The organism is Shimia sp. R11_0, assembly GCF_017744035.1.
GTDB lineage: Bacteria > Pseudomonadota > Alphaproteobacteria > Rhodobacterales > Rhodobacteraceae > Shimia > Shimia marina.
The window spans coordinates 248,041-268,940 of sequence record NZ_JAGHQY010000003.1; the positions used below are offsets into that span (position 1 = coordinate 248,041).

Consider the following 20,900-nt stretch of genomic DNA (forward strand, 5'->3'; position numbering starts at 1 on the left):
ACAAGGACTGGTTCGAATCGGGGATGACGAAGAACCGGCAGGGCGACATGGGGCAAGTGAGATGATCGGGCGCAAATCCAAGCGCGATACCGTTGAGGTAGATGAAGGCCCGAAAGGGTATGATGACTTCACCATAAGTCTCGGCGATATGATGCGCGGTGAACGCGCCACCCTTGGCAAATCTCTATTGGATGTGCAGCGTGAATTGCGCATCCGTGCGAGCTACGTCTCTGCCATTGAAAACTGTGATCCCTCCGCCTTTGAAACGCCCGGATTTATCGCAGGCTATGTGCGGTCTTACGCCCGTTATCTGGGCATGGACCCGGATCTGGCTTTTGAGATCTTCTGTAAAGAGAGCGGTTTCAGCACGGCCCACGGCATGTCCGCCGAAGCCTCTGGAACGCGCAAGACAGAGCGGGTCGCGCCGGTGGCAAGCAACGCCGATCCATTTTCATCGGCCAATGCGCCGTTCACACCCATTCAGGAATCCCTGTTGTCGCGCATTGAGATGCGGGCGGTTGGATCCTCGCTTGTGCTTGTGGCACTGATCGGGGCTATTGGGTATGGTGGCTGGTCTGTTCTCAATGAAATTCAACGCGTTACCCTTGCTCCTGTAGATCAGACACCGGTCGTCTTGAGTGATCTGGATCCGGTTGAAAGCGCCGCCACACGCGCTGCTGACACAGAGAGCGAAGCCGTTGTTGTGACCGCAGCAGGCGCGGGCCTTTTTGCCCCTGCGGAGGCGCTTGATCGCCTGTATCGTCCGCAGACGCTGGACGTGCCTGTCCTCGTGGCGCGTGATGCTCCGATCTCCCAACTGAACCCGGACAACATTGGTGTCTTCACACCGCAGATCCCTGACGTTGTGGCGCTGGCCCCGACAGAGGATAAGCCGCCGGTGCCCAAAGTCGTAGAAGATGACGCGCCTGAGTTGGTTGTCATGGCAGTGCGTCCGGCTTGGGTGCGCGTGCGCGCGGCTGATGGCTCGGTCTTGCTTGAGAAAATCCTCGATGCGGGTGAGGAATACGTCCTGCCTGCGACGGAAGAGGTGCCGACCCTGCGGGCGGGCATGTCCGGCTCTGTCTATTTCAAGGTGAATGGCGAGCTGTATGGGCCGGCGGGTGAGGGGACGAGCACCGTGAGAGATCTGGCGCTGGCCAGTGACATGGTGAAAGAGAATTTTGCTGTCGCCAACCTTGATGATGATCCGGAGCTGGCACGCATTGTCGCGCTTGCGGCGGCAGCATCGGTGGTCACGGCGGAAGAGTGATCTAAATTCTCAATCTAGACAATGGCTTGTGGTCGCCTTTCTATCCTGTAGGGGAGGCCTCTTGAGCTGTTGCGTGTTGCGCTGCCAAGGCGCTTGACACAAAAAACGATGCGCGGCTGTCTCTGGGGTAATGATCTCAGATGGGCCAAATTTCACATCAGTCTCACGTCTGTAACCCGTCGGTATTGCGGAGGTGCAAAATCACGGCTCTTGCGGGTTATCGCAACGTACGTTGCGCGCGCCAACCCCAACAAAAAGACCGCGGCAGTGTTGGTGCCGCGGTCTGGGTTTACTGTGTCTGTATGGCCTAGAGGTTACCCGCGCTTTTCTTCCACGATGGCGCGCATGCCTTCCAATGGGAGGTAGCCGCGCAGCATTTCATCTTCCATCACGAAAGACGGCGTGCCGGTGATGCCCATATCAAGGGCGAGTGCGCGCGTGGTGCGGATTTCCGTGGTCACCTCATGGCTGTTCATATGGGCGAGTAGCGCTTCGGCATCAAAGCCAAGGCCCTTGGACAGTTTGGTCAGGGACTTTGCCGTGACATCGCCACGCATTTTGATCAGGGCGTCATGTGCGAGTTTATAGGACTCTGCCCCCAAGAGCTGTTTGACAGCGATGGCGTAGCGCGCGCTTTGCTCAGAGGCTTCGCCCAAAATAGGGTATTCTTTGACGATGAAGCGGATGTTGCCATCTGTTTCGATCAGCTCAGCCACCTCATCATGGGCTTTGCGACAATAGCCGCAGCGATAGTCGATGAACTCCACCAAGGTGATGTCCCCATCCGGGTTGCCGCCCTCCCAGCTGTAGCCATCGTTAAAGAGGCGGTCTTTGTTGTCGGCCACAAGCGCAAGATCGTTGTTGGCCTGTTGCGCTTCACGGCGCTGTTCCAGAATGGCGACGGCTTCCATGATCACTTCGGGGTTGTCCAGAAGATAGGCCCGCACCTCATCGCGAAAGGCGCTGCGCTCGGCCTCTGACAGGCTGTCGATGTCAAAGGCGAGGGCGGAGGTTGCGGTGAGGGACAGGACCAGGGCGGCCGGGGCGAAGAAACGCATTATGGGGAACTCCATCATTTTCTCTTTTGAACGCGCTCTGCAGCGCTGACAATGTCTTCGGCCCGGCGCGCGGCGCTGGACCCTTTGGGAAGGCGCGCAAGTGCGCGCCGGGCGTGGATGTCGGCATCTTTGAGCCGGTTGGCCAGCGCATAGCGCTCTGCCGTCGCAAGAGAGGCGAGGCCGTGCTGACCGGTTTGTGCATAGGCGGAGCCAAGATCACGCAGCACCTTGGCATCCCGGAAATCCAGAGAGCGCGCCTTTTCCAGATAGGTGAGCGCCTCTTTGGGGCGGTTGACCGTCAGAAGCGCCCGGCCCAGACCGCCCAGAATGAGCGCGTTGCGTGGCGCCAGATTTGCGGAGGTGCGATAGGCTTTCACCGCGTTTTGAAACTGACGGTTTTCCAGAAGGATCTGCCCTTTGAGTTCATAATAGTAGGCATCTTTGGGGCGCAGCGCGATGGCCTGATTGATGTGAGAAAGCGCCTTGGCGGCGTTTTGCTGGCGGTGGTAGGCCACCGAAAGGCGCATATGCCGGATGTCTTCAGTTGTGCTCTCATCGGCGCGCTGGAACGTCCATTTGGTGGGCCGCAGGAAAGCCGTCGCCTTGGAGCGGGCGCGATCATACCAATATTCCAGTTCCGGCTGTTTGCGGGATTTGCCACTGTAGGCCGTTACGAAGCCTTGCATGGCGCGCAGGCGGTCACGGGTGAGCGGGTGGCTGCGCATGTAGGGATCCTGACGGGAGACGTTTAGCAGCTCCTGTCCGGCGAAGATCTGCTGCACCTGCACGGCTCCGATCGGGTCAATGCCGGCGGCGGCCATGTAGCGCACGGAGGATTGGTCTGCGGAGGCCTCTTCGGCGCGGGTATGGGCGAGAAATTGCCGCAGGGCAGAATTTTGCGTGCCAAGGGCCACTGCGGCCCCCACATCGCCGCGTCCTGAGGCGGCTGCGGCGGCCAGAGCAAGGGCGAGACCGAGGCCGGAAGCACTGCGTGCCGAATCAAGATTGGCCATGCGTCGGGTGATGTGCCCATTGGCGATATGGGCGGCTTCGTGGGCGATGACGGATTGCAGCATTTCCGGGGAAGTCATGCGCATGAGCATGCCGGTGTTGATGAAAATATGGCTGTGATCGACCACAAAAGCGTTCAGCCTTTCGTCGTTGACCAGCAGTATTTTAACGCTGTCTCCAAGGCCTGCGGCGTTCAGGATGGGCGCGGCCATCTTGCGCAGGGCATGTTCGATATCGGGGTCACGGGCCAGCGGCACAGCGCTGGCAAAAGGGGCGGAGATAAACAGAACAAGCGCCGTCAGCAAAGCGACGGCGCGGGCGTGAAAACGGGTGATTGACGGCGCTGCCATTTCGCGGTGAAACCTCATGGTCGACACTAGGGAGCAATTTGATGCGGAACTCAAGACGTGGGGCGGTTGATCCCTTCATTGTGATGGATGTGATGGAAGCGGCGCGCCAGGCGGAAGAGGCGGGGCGTCACATCATCCATATGGAAGTGGGGCAGCCCGGCACGGCGGCACCGGAAGCCGCGCGCAAAGCGCTCACGGAGGCGATGACGCAGGATGCCATGGGCTACACGGTGGCGCTGGGGTTGCCAGCGCTGCGGGCGCGGATCGCGCAGCTCTATGGGGAGTGGTACAATCTGGACCTTGATCCGGCGCGGGTGATTGTCACGCCGGGCTCATCAGGGGCGTTTCTGCTGGCGTTTTCGGCGCTGTTTGATGCCGGGGAACGCGTGGCGATTGGGGCACCGGGATATCCGAGCTACCGTCAGATTCTGAAGGCTCTGAGCCTGCAGCCGCTGGATGTGCAGACCGCGCCGCAAAACCGCTTGCAACCTGTGCCTGAGGATCTGCGGGCGCTGGATTTTGAAGGGCTGATGGTGGCGTCGCCGGCCAATCCGACCGGCACGATGCTCAACAAGGATGCCATGGGGGCGCTGATTGATCTGTGCCGCGACAAAGAGGCGGCCTTTATCAGCGATGAGATTTACCACGGCATCGAATATGAAGCCAAAGCTGTCACGGCCTTGGAACTCACCGATGAGTGTTATGTCATCAACAGTTTCTCCAAATATTTCAGCATGACCGGTTGGCGTGTGGGCTGGATGGTGGTGCCCGAAGCTCACGTGCGCAAGGTGGAGCGGCTGGCGCAGAACATGTTCATCTGTGCCCCACATGCCAGTCAGGTGGCGGCTCTTGCGGCGATGGATTGCCATGAAGAGCTTGAGGCAAATATGGCGGTGTATCGCGCCAATCGCGCCCTGATGGCCGAGGGGCTGCCCAAGGCGGGTTTCACCAAATTTGCGCCGCCGGATGGGGCATTTTACTTCTATGTCGATGTGCGTGATTTCACCAATGACAGCCGGGCCTTTGCGCGAGAGATCCTGGAAGAGGCGGGCGTGGCGGTGACGCCGGGGCTCGATTTTGACCCGGTGCGGGGCCATCAGACTCTGCGGTTCTCCTATGCGCGCAGCACGCAGGACATGCAGGATGGTCTCGCAAGGTTGCAACAGTTCATGGCGGCGCGCGGCTTTGTCTGAGGCTTGGAGATAACTTGGGGATAAAGAAAAAGAGAGGGGCCAGCCCCTCCGGCACAGCGGTGCTGTGCCTCCTCCCCGGGATATTGGGGTCAAGAGGAAGCCATGAGACGTGGCGGCGCGTGCCGGGGTGATGTAGGCTTGGCAAAAAGCAGGTGAGGCAGCAGGATGCGCAGGGATTTTTTGGCAGCTGTGGTGACGCTCTGGGCGGCGCTTGGTGCTGTGTGGGGGGCGGAGCAGGCCATTGCGCAACAGGTGGGGGCGCAACAGGCAGGCGGACAACAGGGCGGCGCGCAGCAGGATGCGGCGTTTTCGGCTCTCGCACGGGTGGAGATTGCCGACAGCGGTCTGTCTGAAGGCCGGCGCGGGGCGGCACAGTTGCGTCTGGCCCTGACACAAGGGGTGCCCTGGCGGGTGTTCACGCTGGATTCGCCGCGCCGGGTTGTCTTGGACTTTCGCGAAGTGGACTGGGGCGCGCTGACGGCAGCGGATCTTGGCGCGGCAGAGGGCATTTCTGCGGTGCGTTTTGGCACCTATCGCCCGGGCTGGAGCCGTATGGTGCTTGATCTGGAAGCAGCCATGACAGTGGAGGCGGCGGAGATGGCCATTGACGAGGGGCGGGGGACGGCGGTCTTGTCGCTCACCCTTGCGCCCGGCACTGCGGCTGATTTTGCCGCTGCTGCGGGCGCGCCTTATGATCCGCGTTGGGATCTGCCCGCACCTGCGCTGGCGGCGCCAGAAGAAAAGACCGATTGGGCCGCCACCGTGGTGGTGATTGATCCGGGTCATGGCGGCATTGACCCTGGTGCGGAACGGGGCACGGTACAGGAAAAAGACCTGATGCTGTCCTTTGCCCGGGAGCTGCGCGATGTGCTGCGCCGGACGGGGGGATTTGAGGTCGTTTTGACACGGGATGCGGATGTGTTTGTTTCGCTGGAGGGTCGCGTGGCGATTGCCCATCAGCATCAGGCCGATGTGTTTATCTCGCTGCATGCGGACAGTGTGAGTCAGGGCAATGCCAAAGGTGCAACGTTCTATACGCTGTCAGAGGAGGCCAGCGATGCGGCCTCGGCCCTGCTTGCGGAGCGTCATGATCGAGCGGATATCATTTCGGGCGTGGATCTGTCCGGGGCCGATGATGAGGTGACCGATGTGCTTTTGGATCTGGCGCGTATGGAAACGGAGCCGCGCACCTTCAAGCTTGCGCATTCTCTGGTGGGAGGATTGAAAGGCAGCACAGTCAGGTTGAACAGCAAGCCTTTGAGAGAAGGGGCCTTTTCCGTTTTGAAGGCGGCGGATGTGCCCTCTGTACTTGTGGAGCTTGGGTTTATGTCCTCCAAGCAGGATCTGGCCAATCTCAAAGATCCCGGTTGGCGGGCGGCCATGGCCGCGGGGCTGCGGGATGGGCTTGTGGCTTGGGTTGCGGAAGATAAGGCCACGCGGGCTTTGGTGCGGCAGTGAGGTGGAGCCTCAAATTTAGGATGATAGATCACTGTGAGCTATCCTAGGGAGACACTTTGAAGCTGTGTTCTCTCATTGCTTGCAAAAGAGATGCTGGGCTCGTTACAAGATTGCGCAGTGAAATTCAGTGCCGTGCCTCGTTTCTCCCGGGGTGCGCTGTCATGAGAGTAGGGCGACGTATGTACTTTAAAGGCCACCTTTTTATGACCTGCCTGACCATTGTCATAGGGCTTTCGGTGAGTGCAGCCCATGGGGCCTCCAATTGCACCATACCAGACAACCAATGTACCCGTGTGGTTGGGTGTGTTCTCGGGGAGCCAAATGAGATTTTCATTGGCGAAGTGATTGGGGTGCAATCCGGCCACTTTTCAACAAAAACAAATCTGGGTGCGGTTTGCACCGGGACCTTCAGGCGCACCAACTTTGGCACGGCAAAGGTGAAAGCCACCTGTAACGATGGGCGGCGCGCGCGGGCGACATTTACCTATTACCACAAGCAGACCGGCACGGGGCGTGGCAAAGGGCGTATGTCCAACGGCAACAAGATTGTGTTTTGGGCCGGAAACCGCATGTTGAACTACTTTGAAAACATCCAGGAAAGCCGGATGGATGAATTCGTCACCTGTGCGATGGGCGCGCTGCAACATGACGCCGCGAAAGATCAGAAATAGTCGGTTGTTGTGTCGAGCGCTGTCAGGGCACTGCTTTGGCGAAGTGTTTTAGAGGCTTGTCCATTGACAGGTGACCACAACGCAGCGCAAATTCGCCTGCTGTCTCAGAGAGGTGTTTTGACCCCGCCAAGGCCACTCTGTATAGAGGAGCTTTGAGACGCGACTTCAGAAGGCCTCCAGCGTGATACGATTCATTCTCTCGTTCTTTGGGACCATTTTCACCTTTGTGACCATGGGGCTTGCCGTGGTGGCGCTCTCTATTGGGGCGGTGTTCTGGATCTATGGTCAGGAACTGCCCAGCCATGAAAGCCTTGCGCAGTATAAGCCGCCCACGATCAGCCGGATCTACTCGGGTGAGGGCCATATCATTGATGAATTTGCCAAAGAGCGGCGTCTGTTTGTGCCGGCGGATGAAATTCCGGATCTGGTGAAAGAGGCGTTTATCTCTGCAGAAGACAAGAATTTCTATTATCACTCGGGCTTTGATGCGCGCGGGATCGCGGCGGCGGCTGTGGAAGCGGTGCAGTCGCGTGGGGAAAGCGTGCGCGGGGCATCGACCATCACGCAGCAGGTGATGAAGAATTTCCTGCTCTCTGGAGATCGCAAAATTGAGCGTAAGATCAAAGAGATCATCCTTGCGACCCGGGTGGAGGACACCCTGAGCAAGGAGCAGATCCTGGAGCTGTATCTCAACGAGATTTTCCTGGGTCAGAACTCTTACGGTGTGGCGGCGGCGGCGCAGACCTATTTCAACAAGACGTTGGAACAGCTTGCCCCACATGAGGCGGCCACGCTGGCCTCTATGCCAAAAGCGCCCGGGCGCTTCCATCCGGTGCGCAACAAAGAGCGGGTGCTGGCGCGGCGTAACTTTGTGCTCAAGGAAATGGCGGAGAACGGCTATATCACGCAGGCGGTGTATGAGGCGGAAAAAGAGCTGCCTTTGGCGTCGGTGCAGAATGGCGATTATGACAGTTTCAAATCCACCCTGCCGACACGCGATTATTTCACTGATGAAATCCGCCGCCAGTTGAGCCGCGATTTTGGGGAAGATGAGTTTTTCAGCGGCGGTATGACCGTGCGCTCCACCGAAGATCCTGAGATGCAGGATGTGGCGGCGCGGGCCTTGCGCCGCGCGCTTGAGAAATATGACCGCTCACGCGGCGTGTGGCGCGGCACCGGTGAGGTGATTGCGGCGGAAGCTCTGACGGATGAAGTGAGCTGGCGTGCCGCGCTGGCGGATGTGGCCATTCCGAGAGATGTGGATCTTGAGGGGCAGTGGTATCCGGCGGTTGTGCTGCAGGTGGGCAGCAATGACGCGCGGATCGGGATTGAAGGCGTTGAGGAGGGTGCCGATGGGCATTGGATCACGCCAAAGGATGTGACCTGGGCGCGCAAGCGGCGCGAGGATGGCTCGCTGGCACGGAAGGCGCGTGTGGCGGGGGATCTTGTCTCGGTTGGGGATGTGGTGCTGGTGCGCGCGATCACCAAAGATGAGGATGGCAGCTTTGTGCGCTGGTCCCTGCGGCAGGTGCCGGAGGTGCAGGGCGGCTTTATGGCGATGGACGTGAACAACGGCCGTGTGATCGCGATGCAGGGCGGCTTTAGCTATCAGGATACGGTGTTTAACCGCGCGACACAGGCCAAGCGCCAGCCGGGGTCAAGCTTCAAACCCTTCGTCTATGCCTCAGCACTGGACAGCGGCTATAGCCCGGCGACCATCGTGATTGACGCTCCGATTGAGATCAACACGCCCCAAGGTGTGTGGCGGCCCAAGAACTCGACCAATAAATTCTACGGGCCGACGCCGTTGCGGACCGGGATTGAGCAGAGCCGGAACCTGATGACCATCCGTCTGGCGCAGGAGGTCGGCATGGAGACCGTGGCGCGCTATGCGGAGCGTTTTGGGGTCTATGACAATATGGGCGCGTTTCTGGCGAACTCGCTGGGTGCGGATGAGACCACGCTTTATCAAATCGTGGCGGCCTATGCGATGTTTGCCAATGGGGGCGAACGTGTGGAGCCCACATTGGTGGACCGGGTGCAGGACCGCTATGGCAAGACCATCTATCGCCATGATCAGCGTGATTGTACCGATTGTCTGGACCCGAGTATCCCCGAAAGCCGCGGCCCGCGCATCGTAACCAACCGCGAGCGGGTCATGGATGCAATCACCGCCTATCAGCTGACCTCGATGATGGAGGGGGTTGTGACACGCGGGACAGCCAGCAAGCAGATCAACCTGCCTGTGCCTGTGGCCGGCAAGACCGGGACCACCAATGAAGCCAAAGACGTGTGGTTTGTGGGCTTCACAAGCAATATCGTGGCGGGCTGTTACATTGGCCATGACCGTCCGCGCCCGCTGGGGCGGGGTACCTATGGTGGCACAACCTGTGGCCCGGTGTTTCAGGAATTCATGGAAGAGGCTGTGAAGAAATACGGCGGCGGCAAGTTCCGCGTGCCTCCGGGGGGGCGCTTTATCAAGATTGACCGTTTCACCGGGGCCCGTCTGGACAATGATGCCAGCGGTTCCAATGTGGTGGCGGAGTATTTCCGGGATGGGGAAGAGCCCGTGTTTGGCGTGGCCTTTGACGGTGGCTTTGCCATGGGCTCCAACCTGCCGCTGGTGGAAGAGGTCGCCAAATCCCGAGGGCGGGAGGTCACGACCTCATCGGGCGGCACCGGGATTGTCGGACCAAAGGCAGACTTCGGGACGGTCAGTTCGGGCGGACTTTATTGATTGGCTCAATGCAGCTCTGTTGCGGAGCCACGTTAAGCGCGTGATCTGATCGCCAATCTGTCCTTATCTTCAGCCCATAAGAAAAAAGCTCCTGCACAATGGCGGGAGCTTTTTGGTGTGTTGGACTGTTGCGCAAGGATCAGGGGGTGATCTGTTGACGCAGGGCGCTGTTTTGGCTGGGCATGACGCCGTGGGTGTGGCCGCTGCCGTTTTCAAAGCTCACGTAGCTTTTGCTGCCGTAATAGCCAAGGAAGCGCATCTGTGCGGCGGCGTCCTCAAGATCATCGGCGGAGATGTAGAGCGTCATCTGGCCATTGTTTTCCTTTTCCAGCCAGACGCGGGCGGCGCCGTCTTTCGCATGGGGGAAAGCATGCCCTTTTTTAGCGGTATAAAAGGCATCGACCTGTGCCGTGGTGCCGAAGATCAGATCGATGTCATGTGGGCGCTCTGGGCTCCAGTCGAGGGTGACTGTCAGGGTGTCCTCCAGAATGGCGCGGGTCTGTGCGGCGTCTTCGGCGTCTGGCGCGGCAAGGGCGGCGTTAAAGCCGCTTCCGGCAAAGGCGTTGTCCAGTGTGGGGCTGAGTTCATCCTGAGCGGGCCAGCGTGCCAGATCAAAGTCTGGATCCACATGCACGGCCACCGGGGTGCCCTTCAGGGGCAGGGCGTAGCTCTGCGTGTTTTCTGACAGGCGCAGGGTGTGGGTGTCACGGCCTGCCTCGGTCTCCACCACCACGGGCACCTGCAGGTCATAGACCGGCCCCTCTTGTGACAGAGTGACGTACAGAGCGCCGTCGGCACCAACGTGACTATCGCTGAGATGCAGGCGCGGCAGGCTGGCGCGGGTGAGCCACTGCTCAAAGAAGGGGCTCAGATCACGTGCGCTTGCGGTTTCAAAAGCGGTTTGCAGCTCCGCCCAACTGGCTTCTTTGTGGATGTTGTCCTGATAGAACTGACGCAGGCCCGCATAAAACATCTCTGTGCCAAGCTCGCTGCGCAGCATGTGAAACACCAGAGCCGCCTTGCCGTAGCCTTCGCCCTGACCGCCGCTTTGATGGCTGGCGGAGCGGAAGGCGGTGAGCGGTTTCATGTCTTCTGGGGCGATCAGGGCCAATTGGCGCAGCCAGTCCATGCGCATCTGGCGGGCCACATCGGCGCCTTTGTCCTCTGCCAGACCGTAGTCTGCCATGAAGGTGGTGAGCCCTTCGGACCAATTGCCCGCGTCATAGTCCACCCGCACGGCATTGCCCCACCAGCTGTGCAGGATTTCATGGGCGAGGGAGCGCTCGCTCATATAGTCATGTGGCAGGATGGAGCGGCCCACATAGGTGAGACCGGCAAAGCCAAGCCCCACAGGAATTGGCGCGGAGACCACGGAGAAGGCCGCATAGGGGTAGGGGCCGATCTGAGCTTCGAACCGGTCGATGTAGTGCCCGCTGGCGCGTAGGTAGGTGTCTGACAGCCCCGCCTCTTCGGAGTGAAAATAGGTGCGCAGGCTGATGGGGGCGTTCTGACCCTGATGGGGGCGTTCCTGAAGCTGGTAGCGGCCTGCAAAAATGCCAAGGGATGTGGCTGGGCCAGAGAATGTAAAGCGCAGGTGGCGCTGATCCTCTTCGATGCGGTCTTCCAGAATGGTGCCGGTCACCGCGACCTGATCTGTGGCGGGCACGGTGATGGTGATGTCATGGGGGCCGTTCTCTGTGCCATCTGCCGGCTTTGGGAGCCAGCCGCCGCCGGTGAGATAGCTGGCCTCCTCAGACCAGCCGTTGATCCGGGTGGGGGACTGGAGCTCGGGCAGTTGGCCGCTGAAATGCGTGCCCCCGTCGGTGAGCCAGTCCACAGTTGGCGCGTCTGCCTGTTCAGAGGTGATCGTTATGGCGCCGGTGGCGGTGTCCAGCGTGATCTGCGCAGTATTTGGTTCGGCGAAGGACGCGCCTGCAAAGGCGATGAACAGCGCTGTGGAAAAACTCAGGGAGGGGCGGAGGCTGCGGGGCATGTGGATCTCCTACGTGTCGCAGGTGTCGAAGGAAAAAGTGGCGCATCTTGCGATGCGCCACCTGATAAGTGTGAAGCTCTGGATCAGAAGGTCAAGTTTGTCCCAACCCAGACGGTGCGGCCGCGCACCCATGGGCTGGTGTCGCTGGCGGTCCCGGAGGGCATGCGGTCAAACAGGTTGTTGACTTGCACATCCAGCATCAGGTCGTTGCCGTTGCCAACCTCTGCCACCTTGAAAGACGCGTTCAGATTAAACAGCACATATTTCTTGAATCTGTGATCTTTGTACTCTGAATAAAGTGGGCCGTTTGGATCAGGCCGCGTCACGCCATCATAGAGGACACCGCTGTATGCATCGGTGAAATCTGCTACGAGACCGAGGCTCATACCGCCATCAAACCATTGAGACCGGATTTCCGCAGTCGCGCGGAAGGGTTGATCCAGATTGCCAAGGGTTTCGTCCCATGCGCTGCGGTTGTAGGCTTGGCCGTTGTACCAAACATCGCGGCTTTCTTGACTTGGGGTTGCGAAGTATGTGCCGCCAACACGGTTGCTGTCAGACCAAGTGAGCGAGGTATAGATACCCAGATTGTTCAGATGCGGAATGTTGGTTGGTTGCCAGGTTTTCTGATATTCAAGCACCAAGGACTTGTAGTCACTTTCGCCGCCATTGGTCAGGGTCGGTGATGTCGAAGTGCCTTCATTTGTAAACAGATCCTTGCCTTTACGTTGCAGTGCGCGCACACGCCAGAAGCCATTTGTAAAGCGATCCTTGATGCCGAGCGCGACGGAGAGTTCGTCGTTGTAAGGCGTGTCAAGGCCACGACCACTATAGGAGGTTTCTCCACCGTTGAAGGTTTCGTTCCAAGGCAGCGTTGGGTCGCCAAACCGCAGGCCCATGCGGGTTCTTGGCAAGGCGTCCTGCACTGCGTAGGCGAGATAATTGTCGTCATAGTAACGGTTGGCACCCACAGTCAGGGAGAAGCCATCCGAAGGCGCCCATGTTGCGCTCAGACGTGGGGCAATGTCGACATTCTCAAGGACGTCATTGTAATCCATGCGCAGGCCACCGCGCAGGAAGAAATCCCCAAAAGTCTGATCGATTTCGGCATAAGCACCGACCTTGGACGCCGTCACATCCATATTGTAGGCATCAATGGTCTGGCGTGCCCAGAAGTATTGCTCAGCTGTACAGCTCGGGTCGCCGGGATTGCAGTTACCCGCGGTGTTTGCAAATGTGCTGGTATAGTACTCCACAGCTTCACCACGCCGGTTCACGTCGTAATATTCAAGATCGATCCCTGATTTGAACGTACCGTTGCCCACTTCACCTGACACTTTTGCATCCAACCCAATGCGATTGTCTTGGAAGTACTTGCTGCCGGTGCCGCCGGTCTGGCACATTTGTACACCGCCTCCGGCGACTGGATCGCAGCCTTCTATGCCAGCGGAGAGGTCATTGCCGTTCCGATCCATGCCGATCCAGTTGAATTGCTGATTTTCGTCCTGCGTGTTTGCAATTTCATTGCGTTGCAGATTTACGCCCAGATCCAGTGTGGCGTTGCGCATGAACCAGAGGTTTCCGATATCCCTCTCATAGCCCACTTCGCCCAGAAGTGCCTGGTTCTGGATATCCAGTTTCACATCACGCGTGTTTTCCAGCTTCCAGTCCTGATCATAGTCCGTATAGTTCAGCGATCCTGTCAGCCGATCACCATTGTCGAGCTCATGTGTCAGGGCAAAGCGATAAAAATCGCTGCGGCTTTTGGAGTCGACCACTTCTGAGCCAAACTGCGGTGCGCGTTGCTTTTCAGCCGTTGCTCGCTGCGTGGAGTAACCAAACATGACGGCGGTGTTTTCAGAAACCGGGGTTGAGTAATCCAGTGAGAAATTCTGTTTGGTCCACTTGGGTTTTGCCCGATTATTGGGGTTCTCTTTGTCCTCTGTACCCAAGGAGTATTTCGCAAAATCATCACTTTGGAAGGAGTAGCTGAGTGCACCGCGCGCTTCTTCGAGGTCTGGTTTGCGCAGTTTATAGTTTACAGAGCCACCAAGGAAGCCGCCGTATTCTGCGGAAACATTGGAGTCCATCACCTCAACCTGTTCCACCATACTGGAAGGAACGTACTGTGTTTGGGAATGTCCCCCGTAGAAACCCAGCAAGTCGGGAACAACGCTTTCATCACCCTGAGTGGAAGGGCTTGCCGGTGTGACAACAGAGTTGATCCCGATCCCGTCGATCATGATGTTGTTCTCATTGACGCGTGCGCCCGAGATGGAAATTTCCTGCGGCTGGAGGTCAAGCACGTCATCGGCACCTTCGCCGACGTCGTCATTGACTTCACCATCTTCATTCACATCAGAACGGTAGTGGACGTTGGGCAGGCCAACGAGGGCGCTGTTGGCGTCTTGGCCGTTGCCGCGCAGCAGGATTGAGTCTTGACCCAGAGTGGACGTGCCTGAGTTGGCAGGATCGTCTTCGTCGATGGTGTTGCTGGCGATGCCGCCGTCATCGGTGCCCTCACCAGAGGTCTGGCCCTCGGCCTCCTCGGTGGGGACGCCCACCACGATGTCATCAAGATCGGTTGCACTTTGCGCCATGGCAAAAGGCGCAGCAAAGGGCGCAGCCACAAGCATCGTGCTTGTGAACAGCAGCGCCCGAACAGAGGAATGCCGCATGTGGCCCACCCTTCGGAGTCGTTTTGAGAATGTGTTTTGATGTGGGCTAGCTCAGGTTCCTGTTGCGGAACTTTGGCATCGCTAACATGCCATGTGTCAGCCTTTTTCTGAGTCTACAAGAGGGGATGAGCGATTTTCCACTCATTCACGGGTTGTTCTTGGATTCGTGACTTGACAGTTGGGGTGCTTGGGACGAGTAGGTCGACGCTTCGCCCGCCGTGCCATCCCTATGTGCACATGCCAGCCGTCTGACCTCGTGTGATCTCTTTGAGAAAGCGGGGAGTGGTTTTTTGGGCGGCCTTGATCTCAGACCGCTTTTGTCTCCTTGGAGCGGGGTTAGATCGTTGAAAACAATTCAATTTGCCTTGTGTCTGTGCCTTGCCATGGGGGTGCTGTTGATGGGGTTTGTTGTGCGTTTTCAGGGCGCGCCACAATCCTCCGGGGCGACGGGGCAGGCTGTTATGTCGCTCGCGGCGTCCTCACAGGCGGTCAAAGCGATGGTGCAGAGTTGGGAGGCCCCCCCATCGGTGGCGGCCGCCGTTGTGCAGCGTTTGAAGGCTGTGGAAGCTACGCCGCTCGCTCTAAAGTTGCCAAGTCGGACTCTGCGAGCGCAGGTAAAGCTGGTGGTGCCAGAGCAGACCAAGCTAGACATGCAGCCGGATCAGTTTTCCCCTCCGGAGATGGTGACGCAGCCACATGAGCCGACGCCGGATGTGAAACCTGCCGCAGTGGCGTCTGTAAGTCACAGCAGCACCGCCACGGCTGTTCCGCAGCAGCAGTCTGTGAGTGCGGCGACGCGGCAAAAGCAGCAGGCCAAGGGAAATGCGAAAGGCAGTTCCGCCGGGAAAACGGGGAGACAGACGGTGTCCTCCAGCAACAGTGCAGCGCAGGTCAGCCCAGAAAAACTCTGGGGGGCGGCGGTGCGCCAAGTGGTGGAGCGCAACAAACGGTATCCGGCCAAGGCCCGGGGGCGGACCGGACGTGTGCGGGTGCAGATTACGCTGGCCGCGAATGGGCGGTTGCGCCGGGTTGTGGTTGTGACGTCCTCAGGGGTGCGCGCGCTGGATCGGGCGGCGATTGCAGCGGTGCGCCATTCCAAGCGGTATCCCAAGGCACCTGAGGGGTTTGGCCGCGCGCAGCACAGCTTCAACCTGACCATTAGTTTTGCACAGAAATAGCGCCGTCAGGCGCGGCCAGAATACGGGCGGCTTCGCTTTGCAGCACGTCGGCGAGCACATCGCTGCCCGGGCGCGGTTGCGGCAGGTTTGGCTGTACAAGGGCGAGCGCGCGGCTGGCGGCGGGATCATTGATCAGATGCAGGCGCACATCGGTGCCTCGGCGCCGTTCGGTGGCGGCATAGATGGACGGGAGAATGGCCACGCCCGCACCGGTGGCTGCCATCAGGCGGATGGCGTCCAGACTGGTGCCTTCATATTCATCAGACACACGCCCTCCAGCGGTTGCGGCGAGGCCCGCCACGATGTGTGACAAGCGGTGGCCGGACCCCAGCGTGAGCAGGGTCTGGCCAGTCAGCGCGTTGAGCGGCAGGGTGCCCTGCGGACTGCGCAACGGGTGATCAAGCGCCAGCGCGGCCCAGAGCTGTTCGGTAAACAGATGGGTGGACTGGGCACCGGGATGGTCCTCGGGGGTGGAGATGATCATATCGAGCCGACCGCTTCGCAGCCCTTCATCAAGATCACGTGTGCTCTCTTCGCGCACAATCAGGCGGAAGTGGGGGTGCTCACGGTGGAGCCGCTGTACCACGCCAGGCAGGAGGTAGGGGCCGATGGACGGCAACACCCCGAGGCGCAAACGGCCCTGAAAGATGCCGCCGCCTTGAGCTGCGGCGCGCAAGTCTTTGTGTTCATGTAAGATTTGTCGAGCGCGTCTGACCACATCCTCGCCCACAGGCGTGATTTTGGCACCGCTGCGCCCGCGTTGAAACAGCGGCGCGCCCAGATCCGCTTCGACCTCTGAGAGTTGAGCGGAAAGGCTCGGTTGGCTGACGTTGAGCTGGGCGGCGGCCAGACCGATCTGGCCAGTGTCCGCCACGGCAACGATGTATTCCAATTGGCGCAAGGTGGGGCGCATACATAGCCTCAAACTATGAAAAACAGAGGTATCATATATTTGAATCTATGTATGTGGCAACAGATATAGCGGCCCACAGACCAAAGATCCGTGCCAAAGCTGGCCAGGGATCAGCACCGTCAGAAGGGACAGCTATGGAACTCTCAATCGCCGCGCTGGCGAGCAATCTGCTCGCGCCGACCATCTTGTTTTTTGTTCTCGGATTGGTGGCTGCCATCGCACGTAGTGACTTGTCGATCCCTGAGGGGGCGGCGAAGTTCATGTCGATCTACCTGTTGATGGCGATTGGGTTCAAAGGCGGGGCGGCGGTGGCCAAAAGTGGGGTGGATGGGCATCTGCTGTCTGCGCTGGCGGCGGGGGGGGTGCTGTCGTTTGTGCTGCCCTTTGTGGCCTATGGGCTGCTGCGGGTGATGACGCGGCTGGATGGGCTCAATGCGGCGGCAGTGGCCGGGCACTACGGCTCCATTTCCATTGTGACCTTTGTCACCGCTGTGAACCTGCTGGAGGCGCGTGGTGTGGCCTCAGAAGGCTATATGGTGGCCGTGGCGGCGGCGATGGAAGTGCCCGCGATCATGTCCGCGCTCTGGCTGGCGGCGCGCAAGAGTGGGCAGGTGGTGATGGGCGGCGCGTTGCTGCGCCACATCCTTGGCAATGGTTCTATTGTGCTGCTGTTGGGGGCCTTTGCGATTGGCGCAGCTACGGGGGAAAAGGGGCTCAATGATCTGCATCCCTTTATTGTGGTGCCGTTCACTGGCGTGCTGGCGCTGTTCCTGCTGGATATGGGGCTGTCTGCGGGCAAGAGCCTTTTGGCAAACCGCAAGGATATCTCTGGTGGGGTACTGATCTTTGGATGTGTGATGCCGCTGGTCGGGAGCCTGTTTGGATTGGCGGCGGCCAAGCTTGTGGGGCTGTCGGACGGCGGCAGCTTTCTTATGATGGTGTTGAGCGCCTCGGCCTCATATATCGCGGTGCCAGCGGCGATGCGGCTGGCGCTGCCACAGGCCAAATCGGGCATTTACCTGTCTCTGGCGCTGGGCGTGACGTTTCCTTTCAACCTGACACTGGGGATGCCGATCTACTATGCGCTGGCAACCCTGTTCTGATGCGACAAGGCCCCATCGTGCGGATGGGGCCTTGTTTGTCTGCGATTTTATCTGTGGTTGAGGCGCCTTATCCGGCTTTCTTCGTCAGCGGCTCTGTATCGGTGGTGTCGCTGTCTTTCGCAGTGTCGGGCGCATCCTGATCACGTGCGTCGGGCAAGGCCCAAAGCTCACCGGGGGCTTCGCCGTTTTCCAGAGCGTCAGAGAGCACAACCCGGTTCCGACCAAGCGCTTTGGCCTGATAGAGCGCGTCATCCGCGCTGCGCAAGAGCATCTGAGGCAGGGTGCCATGCTCAGGGAAGATCGCAAGGCCGACGGAAATGGTCACGCGCGGCAGGGTTTTCTCACCGTAGCGCACCTTGATGTTTTCCACAGCGCTGCGCAGGCCTTCGGCCCGCTCCTGTGCGGTCTCGCGGTCACAATTGGGCAGGATCACGGTGAATTCCTCACCACCGGGGCGGCAGGCCACTTCGTCACCGTCACAATCCTGTTGCAGCACCGAGCCCACGGCGCGCAGCACCATGTCACCGGCATCATGGCCATGGGTGTCGTTGAATTTCTTGAAGTGGTCCACATCGATGGCGATCACCGAGAAGGGATCTGTGCTGCGCTGGCTGTCATTGATGGCTTTGCGCAGGGTTTCTGTCATGTGGCGACGGTTGAACAGGCCGGTGAGCGGGTCACGCACAGATTGGTCATGCAGTTCGTCGCGCATGCGCACATTGGCGATCGCCATGGAAATCTGTTCAGAGCACATCTGCGCCAGATCGCGGTTGGCATGAAAGATTTCCGCATCTTTGCTTTTGGCCCGCAGGTGCAGCAGGCCGACGGTTTCGCCGTGCGCCAGAATGGGGAAGCAGAAGTAAGGGTGGTCATTGTGTGGTTCCGCGTGGGAGCAGGTGAAATTGATTTCACTGTCGCCATATTCATAGGTGCGGCCGCGGCGCAGGCCCCAGCATTCATCCGGGTGGATGTGATCTTTGTGATTGCCGCCATTCCAGCTGGCCCAGCCATCTAGCACATCGCGGGAGTTGGAGTAGACGTAGATGCTGCCCTCGCTGTCAGGCAGGAGGTGGGTCATGAAGCGTTTGACCATGTCAAACAGCTCATCCAGAGAGCGGCTGGATTGCAGCCATTCGTTCAGCTCACCCAGCAGTTTGACATTGCGGGCCAGTTTGAGCTGTTCGTTGAGGAGATCCTTCTCTTTGGCGCTGCGGCGGGTGAGGGCGCGGTACTGTCTGCGGTTTGAGCGAAACAACAGCACAGCCACCACGCCGACGGTGGCAATGGCCAATGCGGTGAGTGCAAACAAGAGGACGCGCACGCGCAGCAGGAAGGTTTTGCGCACGTCGGTGATGTCGGTATAAAATTCCATCGCCCCAATGACCTCTCCCCCCGAGATCACCGGTTCGAAGATTTCCGCAACCTCATGCGTGGAGACATCCTCCGACAATGCATGCAGTGCCAGACCATCAATTTCGGAGGCTGGTTTTTGCTCGCGGTGGTAAGATGTGATGCCGTTTTGAAGGGCTTCTTTGGGGAAGTGTTCGATGTCGAGATAGCCGATGTCCTCTGGCCGGGTGGACCAGATCACCGTGCCTGATGAGTTGTAGAGCTTGAAGCGATAGATATCGGAAGCCTCGGGCAGCAATTGCAGATAGGAAATATCCTCTGATGTCAGCCCGCCTGCGATGAATGAGTTGTCGGGGTCTTCCAGATGGAGGATCACGCGACGGTGCCAGAGCTCTGAGTGTTTGCGAATGTCAGCCTCCATTAACCGCTCCACAATAGGGACGGAGATCTGCAGCACGCCGAAGATGGCAACAGCCAGCCCGGAGAGGCCGAATAAGAGAGTGAAAGTGAGTTTGGCGAACCTGCGCATGGGAGGATTCCTAGACTGAAGATCATCTTCGATTTTCGCAACAAAGGTTAAGGGATTGGTAAAATCCGTTTTGGCTTTCCCTCGACAATTTGTGGTAAAACGCGCGTGGATTTGCCCTTGCCACAGCCAGAAGTTGAGTGGGACGGTGCAAGGGCCTTTGCGAGCCATCTTGCCCCCTTTGCGGCTCTGCGCTATCACCCTGATCTGAACCTCATAAAAGGCCAAGACCCATGCGCGCAGAAGCTCAAAACACTGTCACAGAGATCGAGAAATCCCTGACCCTTTTGCGCCAGCGTATGGATTGGGAAACTGCGGCCTATCGTCTGGAAGAGTTCAATGCGCGGGTTGAAGACCCGGATCTCTGGAACGATGCAGAGGGCGCGCAAAAGTTAATGCGGGAACGCCAGCTTCTGGTGGATTCCATGGACACAGTGAAATCCATCGAGACCGAGTTGAACGACAATGTCGAGCTGATCGAATTGGGCGAGATGGAAGAGGATGATGAGGTTGTCGCTGAGGCCGAGGCCGCGCTAAAGGCGTTGGCGGAAAAGGCCGCAGAGAAAGAGCTTGAAGCGCTGCTGGATGGCGAGGCGGATGGCAATGACACTTTCCTTGAGATCAACTCTGGCGCGGGGGGTACGGAGAGTTGTGACTGGGCCTCGATGCTGGCGCGGATGTATGTGCGCTGGGCTGAGAAAAAAGGCTACAAGGTCGAGCTGCAGTCGGAGACCGCCGGTGAAGAAGCAGGTATCAAATCAGCGGCTTATAAGATTTCTGGCCATAATGCCTATGGCTGGTTGAAGTCAGAGAGCGGCGTGCACCGTCTGGTGCGGATTTCGCCCTATGACAGCGCCGCCAAGCGTCACACCTCCTTCAGCTCTGTCTGGGTCTATCCTGTTGTCGATGACAATATTGAGATTGAGGTGAACCCGGCCGATATCAGAATTGACACTTACCGTTCCTCCGGGGCTGGTGGTCAGCACGTGAACACCACCGACTCTGCGGTGCGGATCACCCACAATCCTACGGGCATTGTGGTGACCAGTTCGGAGAAGTCGCAGCACCAGAACCGTGATATTGCCATGAAAGCGTTGAAATCGCGGCTCTATCAAATGGAGCTGGATCGGCGCAATGCGGATATCAACGCGGCCCATGAAGCCAAAGGGGATGCGGGCTGGGGCAACCAGATCCGCTCTTACGTGCTGCAGCCCTATCAGATGGTCAAAGATCTGCGTACCAGCCATGAAACCAGTGATACCAAAGGTGTGTTGGATGGCGATCTGGATGGGTTTATGGCGGCAACGCTGGCCATGGATGTGGCAGGTATGAGTCGTGCTGACGCGCAGGCGGATGAATGATCAGATGTCGCAATCAGAGGGTGAGCCTCTGAACAGGTTGCGGGATGTTT

General features: G+C 58.9%; 14 protein-coding genes. 8 read left to right on the top strand and 6 right to left on the bottom strand.

The features are described from left to right. Positions 1 to 61: 61 nt before the first annotated feature. Positions 62 to 1,270, top strand: a complete 1,209-nt coding sequence (locus tag J7382_RS08155) for a RodZ domain-containing protein (protein ID WP_209068563.1) — start codon at positions 62 to 64, stop codon at positions 1,268 to 1,270. Between the two features lie 314 nt (positions 1,271 to 1,584). Here the strand turns inward: J7382_RS08155 and J7382_RS08160 are convergent, their stop codons facing one another. Both J7382_RS08160 and J7382_RS08165 read right to left on the bottom strand, forming a co-directional pair. Continuing rightward, positions 1,585 to 2,328 carry a DsbA family protein gene (locus J7382_RS08160; protein ID WP_209068564.1) on the bottom strand — a complete coding sequence of 248 codons (744 nt, stop codon included), beginning with the start codon at positions 2,326 to 2,328 and terminating at the stop codon, positions 1,585 to 1,587. A gap of 14 nt (positions 2,329 to 2,342) precedes the next feature. After that, a complete protein-coding gene (locus J7382_RS08165) occupies positions 2,343 to 3,689 on the bottom strand; it encodes a M48 family metalloprotease (protein ID WP_247744908.1) in 1,347 nt (448 codons plus the stop codon). Between the two features lie 41 nt (positions 3,690 to 3,730). Between J7382_RS08165 and J7382_RS08170 the strand changes: the two genes are divergently transcribed. The 4 genes from J7382_RS08170 to J7382_RS08185 all read left to right on the top strand — a co-directional run bounded on the left by J7382_RS08170 (position 3,731) and on the right by J7382_RS08185 (position 9,748). After that, positions 3,731 to 4,882, top strand: a complete 1,152-nt coding sequence (locus J7382_RS08170; RefSeq protein WP_209068566.1) for an aminotransferase class I/II-fold pyridoxal phosphate-dependent enzyme — start codon at positions 3,731 to 3,733, stop codon at positions 4,880 to 4,882. Between the two features lie 165 nt (positions 4,883 to 5,047). Further along, positions 5,048 to 6,340 (top strand): N-acetylmuramoyl-L-alanine amidase, encoded by a 1,293-nt coding sequence (locus J7382_RS08175; RefSeq protein WP_209068567.1) that lies wholly within the window; start codon positions 5,048 to 5,050, stop codon positions 6,338 to 6,340. Positions 6,341 to 6,543: 203 nt separating this feature from the next. After that, the gene (locus J7382_RS08180) at positions 6,544 to 7,011 is read left to right on the top strand and encodes a hypothetical protein (RefSeq protein WP_209068568.1); all 468 of its coding nucleotides are present in this window, start codon (positions 6,544 to 6,546) and stop codon (positions 7,009 to 7,011) included. 181 nt (positions 7,012 to 7,192) lie between these two features. Then, entirely contained in the window at positions 7,193 to 9,748 is a 2,556-nt protein-coding gene (locus tag J7382_RS08185) for a penicillin-binding protein 1A (protein ID WP_209068569.1), read from the top strand. 139 nt (positions 9,749 to 9,887) lie between these two features. On the opposite strand, the gene J7382_RS08190 is transcribed toward J7382_RS08185, so the two are convergent. Next, positions 9,888 to 11,741, bottom strand: coding sequence for a M1 family aminopeptidase (locus J7382_RS08190; protein WP_209068570.1), 1,854 nt, complete (start codon positions 11,739 to 11,741; stop codon positions 9,888 to 9,890). A gap of 83 nt (positions 11,742 to 11,824) precedes the next feature. Further along, complete coding sequence (locus tag J7382_RS08195) at positions 11,825 to 14,419, bottom strand: TonB-dependent receptor plug domain-containing protein (RefSeq protein WP_209068571.1); 2,595 nt, start codon at positions 14,417 to 14,419, stop codon at positions 11,825 to 11,827. Between the two features lie 344 nt (positions 14,420 to 14,763). Here J7382_RS08195 and J7382_RS08200 point away from each other — a divergent pair, with 344 nt between their 5' ends. Continuing rightward, positions 14,764 to 15,597, top strand: coding sequence for an energy transducer TonB (locus J7382_RS08200; RefSeq protein ID WP_209068572.1), 834 nt, complete (start codon positions 14,764 to 14,766; stop codon positions 15,595 to 15,597). Here the strand turns inward: J7382_RS08200 and J7382_RS08205 are convergent. Further along, complete coding sequence (locus tag J7382_RS08205) at positions 15,578 to 16,510, bottom strand: hydrogen peroxide-inducible genes activator (protein WP_209068573.1); 933 nt, start codon at positions 16,508 to 16,510, stop codon at positions 15,578 to 15,580. The genes J7382_RS08200 and J7382_RS08205 overlap by 20 nt on opposite strands. Before the next feature lie 134 nt (positions 16,511 to 16,644). Here J7382_RS08205 and J7382_RS08210 point away from each other — a divergent pair, with 134 nt between their 5' ends. After that, positions 16,645 to 17,613 (top strand): sodium-dependent bicarbonate transport family permease, encoded by a 969-nt coding sequence (locus tag J7382_RS08210; protein ID WP_209068574.1) that lies wholly within the window; start codon positions 16,645 to 16,647, stop codon positions 17,611 to 17,613. A gap of 67 nt (positions 17,614 to 17,680) precedes the next feature. On the opposite strand, the gene J7382_RS08215 is transcribed toward J7382_RS08210, so the two are convergent. Further along, positions 17,681 to 19,492 (bottom strand): diguanylate cyclase, encoded by a 1,812-nt coding sequence (locus J7382_RS08215; protein WP_209068575.1) that lies wholly within the window; start codon positions 19,490 to 19,492, stop codon positions 17,681 to 17,683. A gap of 230 nt (positions 19,493 to 19,722) precedes the next feature. Here J7382_RS08215 and prfB point away from each other — a divergent pair, with 230 nt between their 5' ends. Continuing rightward, entirely contained in the window at positions 19,723 to 20,850 is a 1,128-nt protein-coding gene (gene prfB, locus J7382_RS08220; protein ID WP_058240170.1) for a peptide chain release factor 2, read from the top strand. The last annotated feature ends 50 nt before the right edge of the window (positions 20,851 to 20,900 follow it).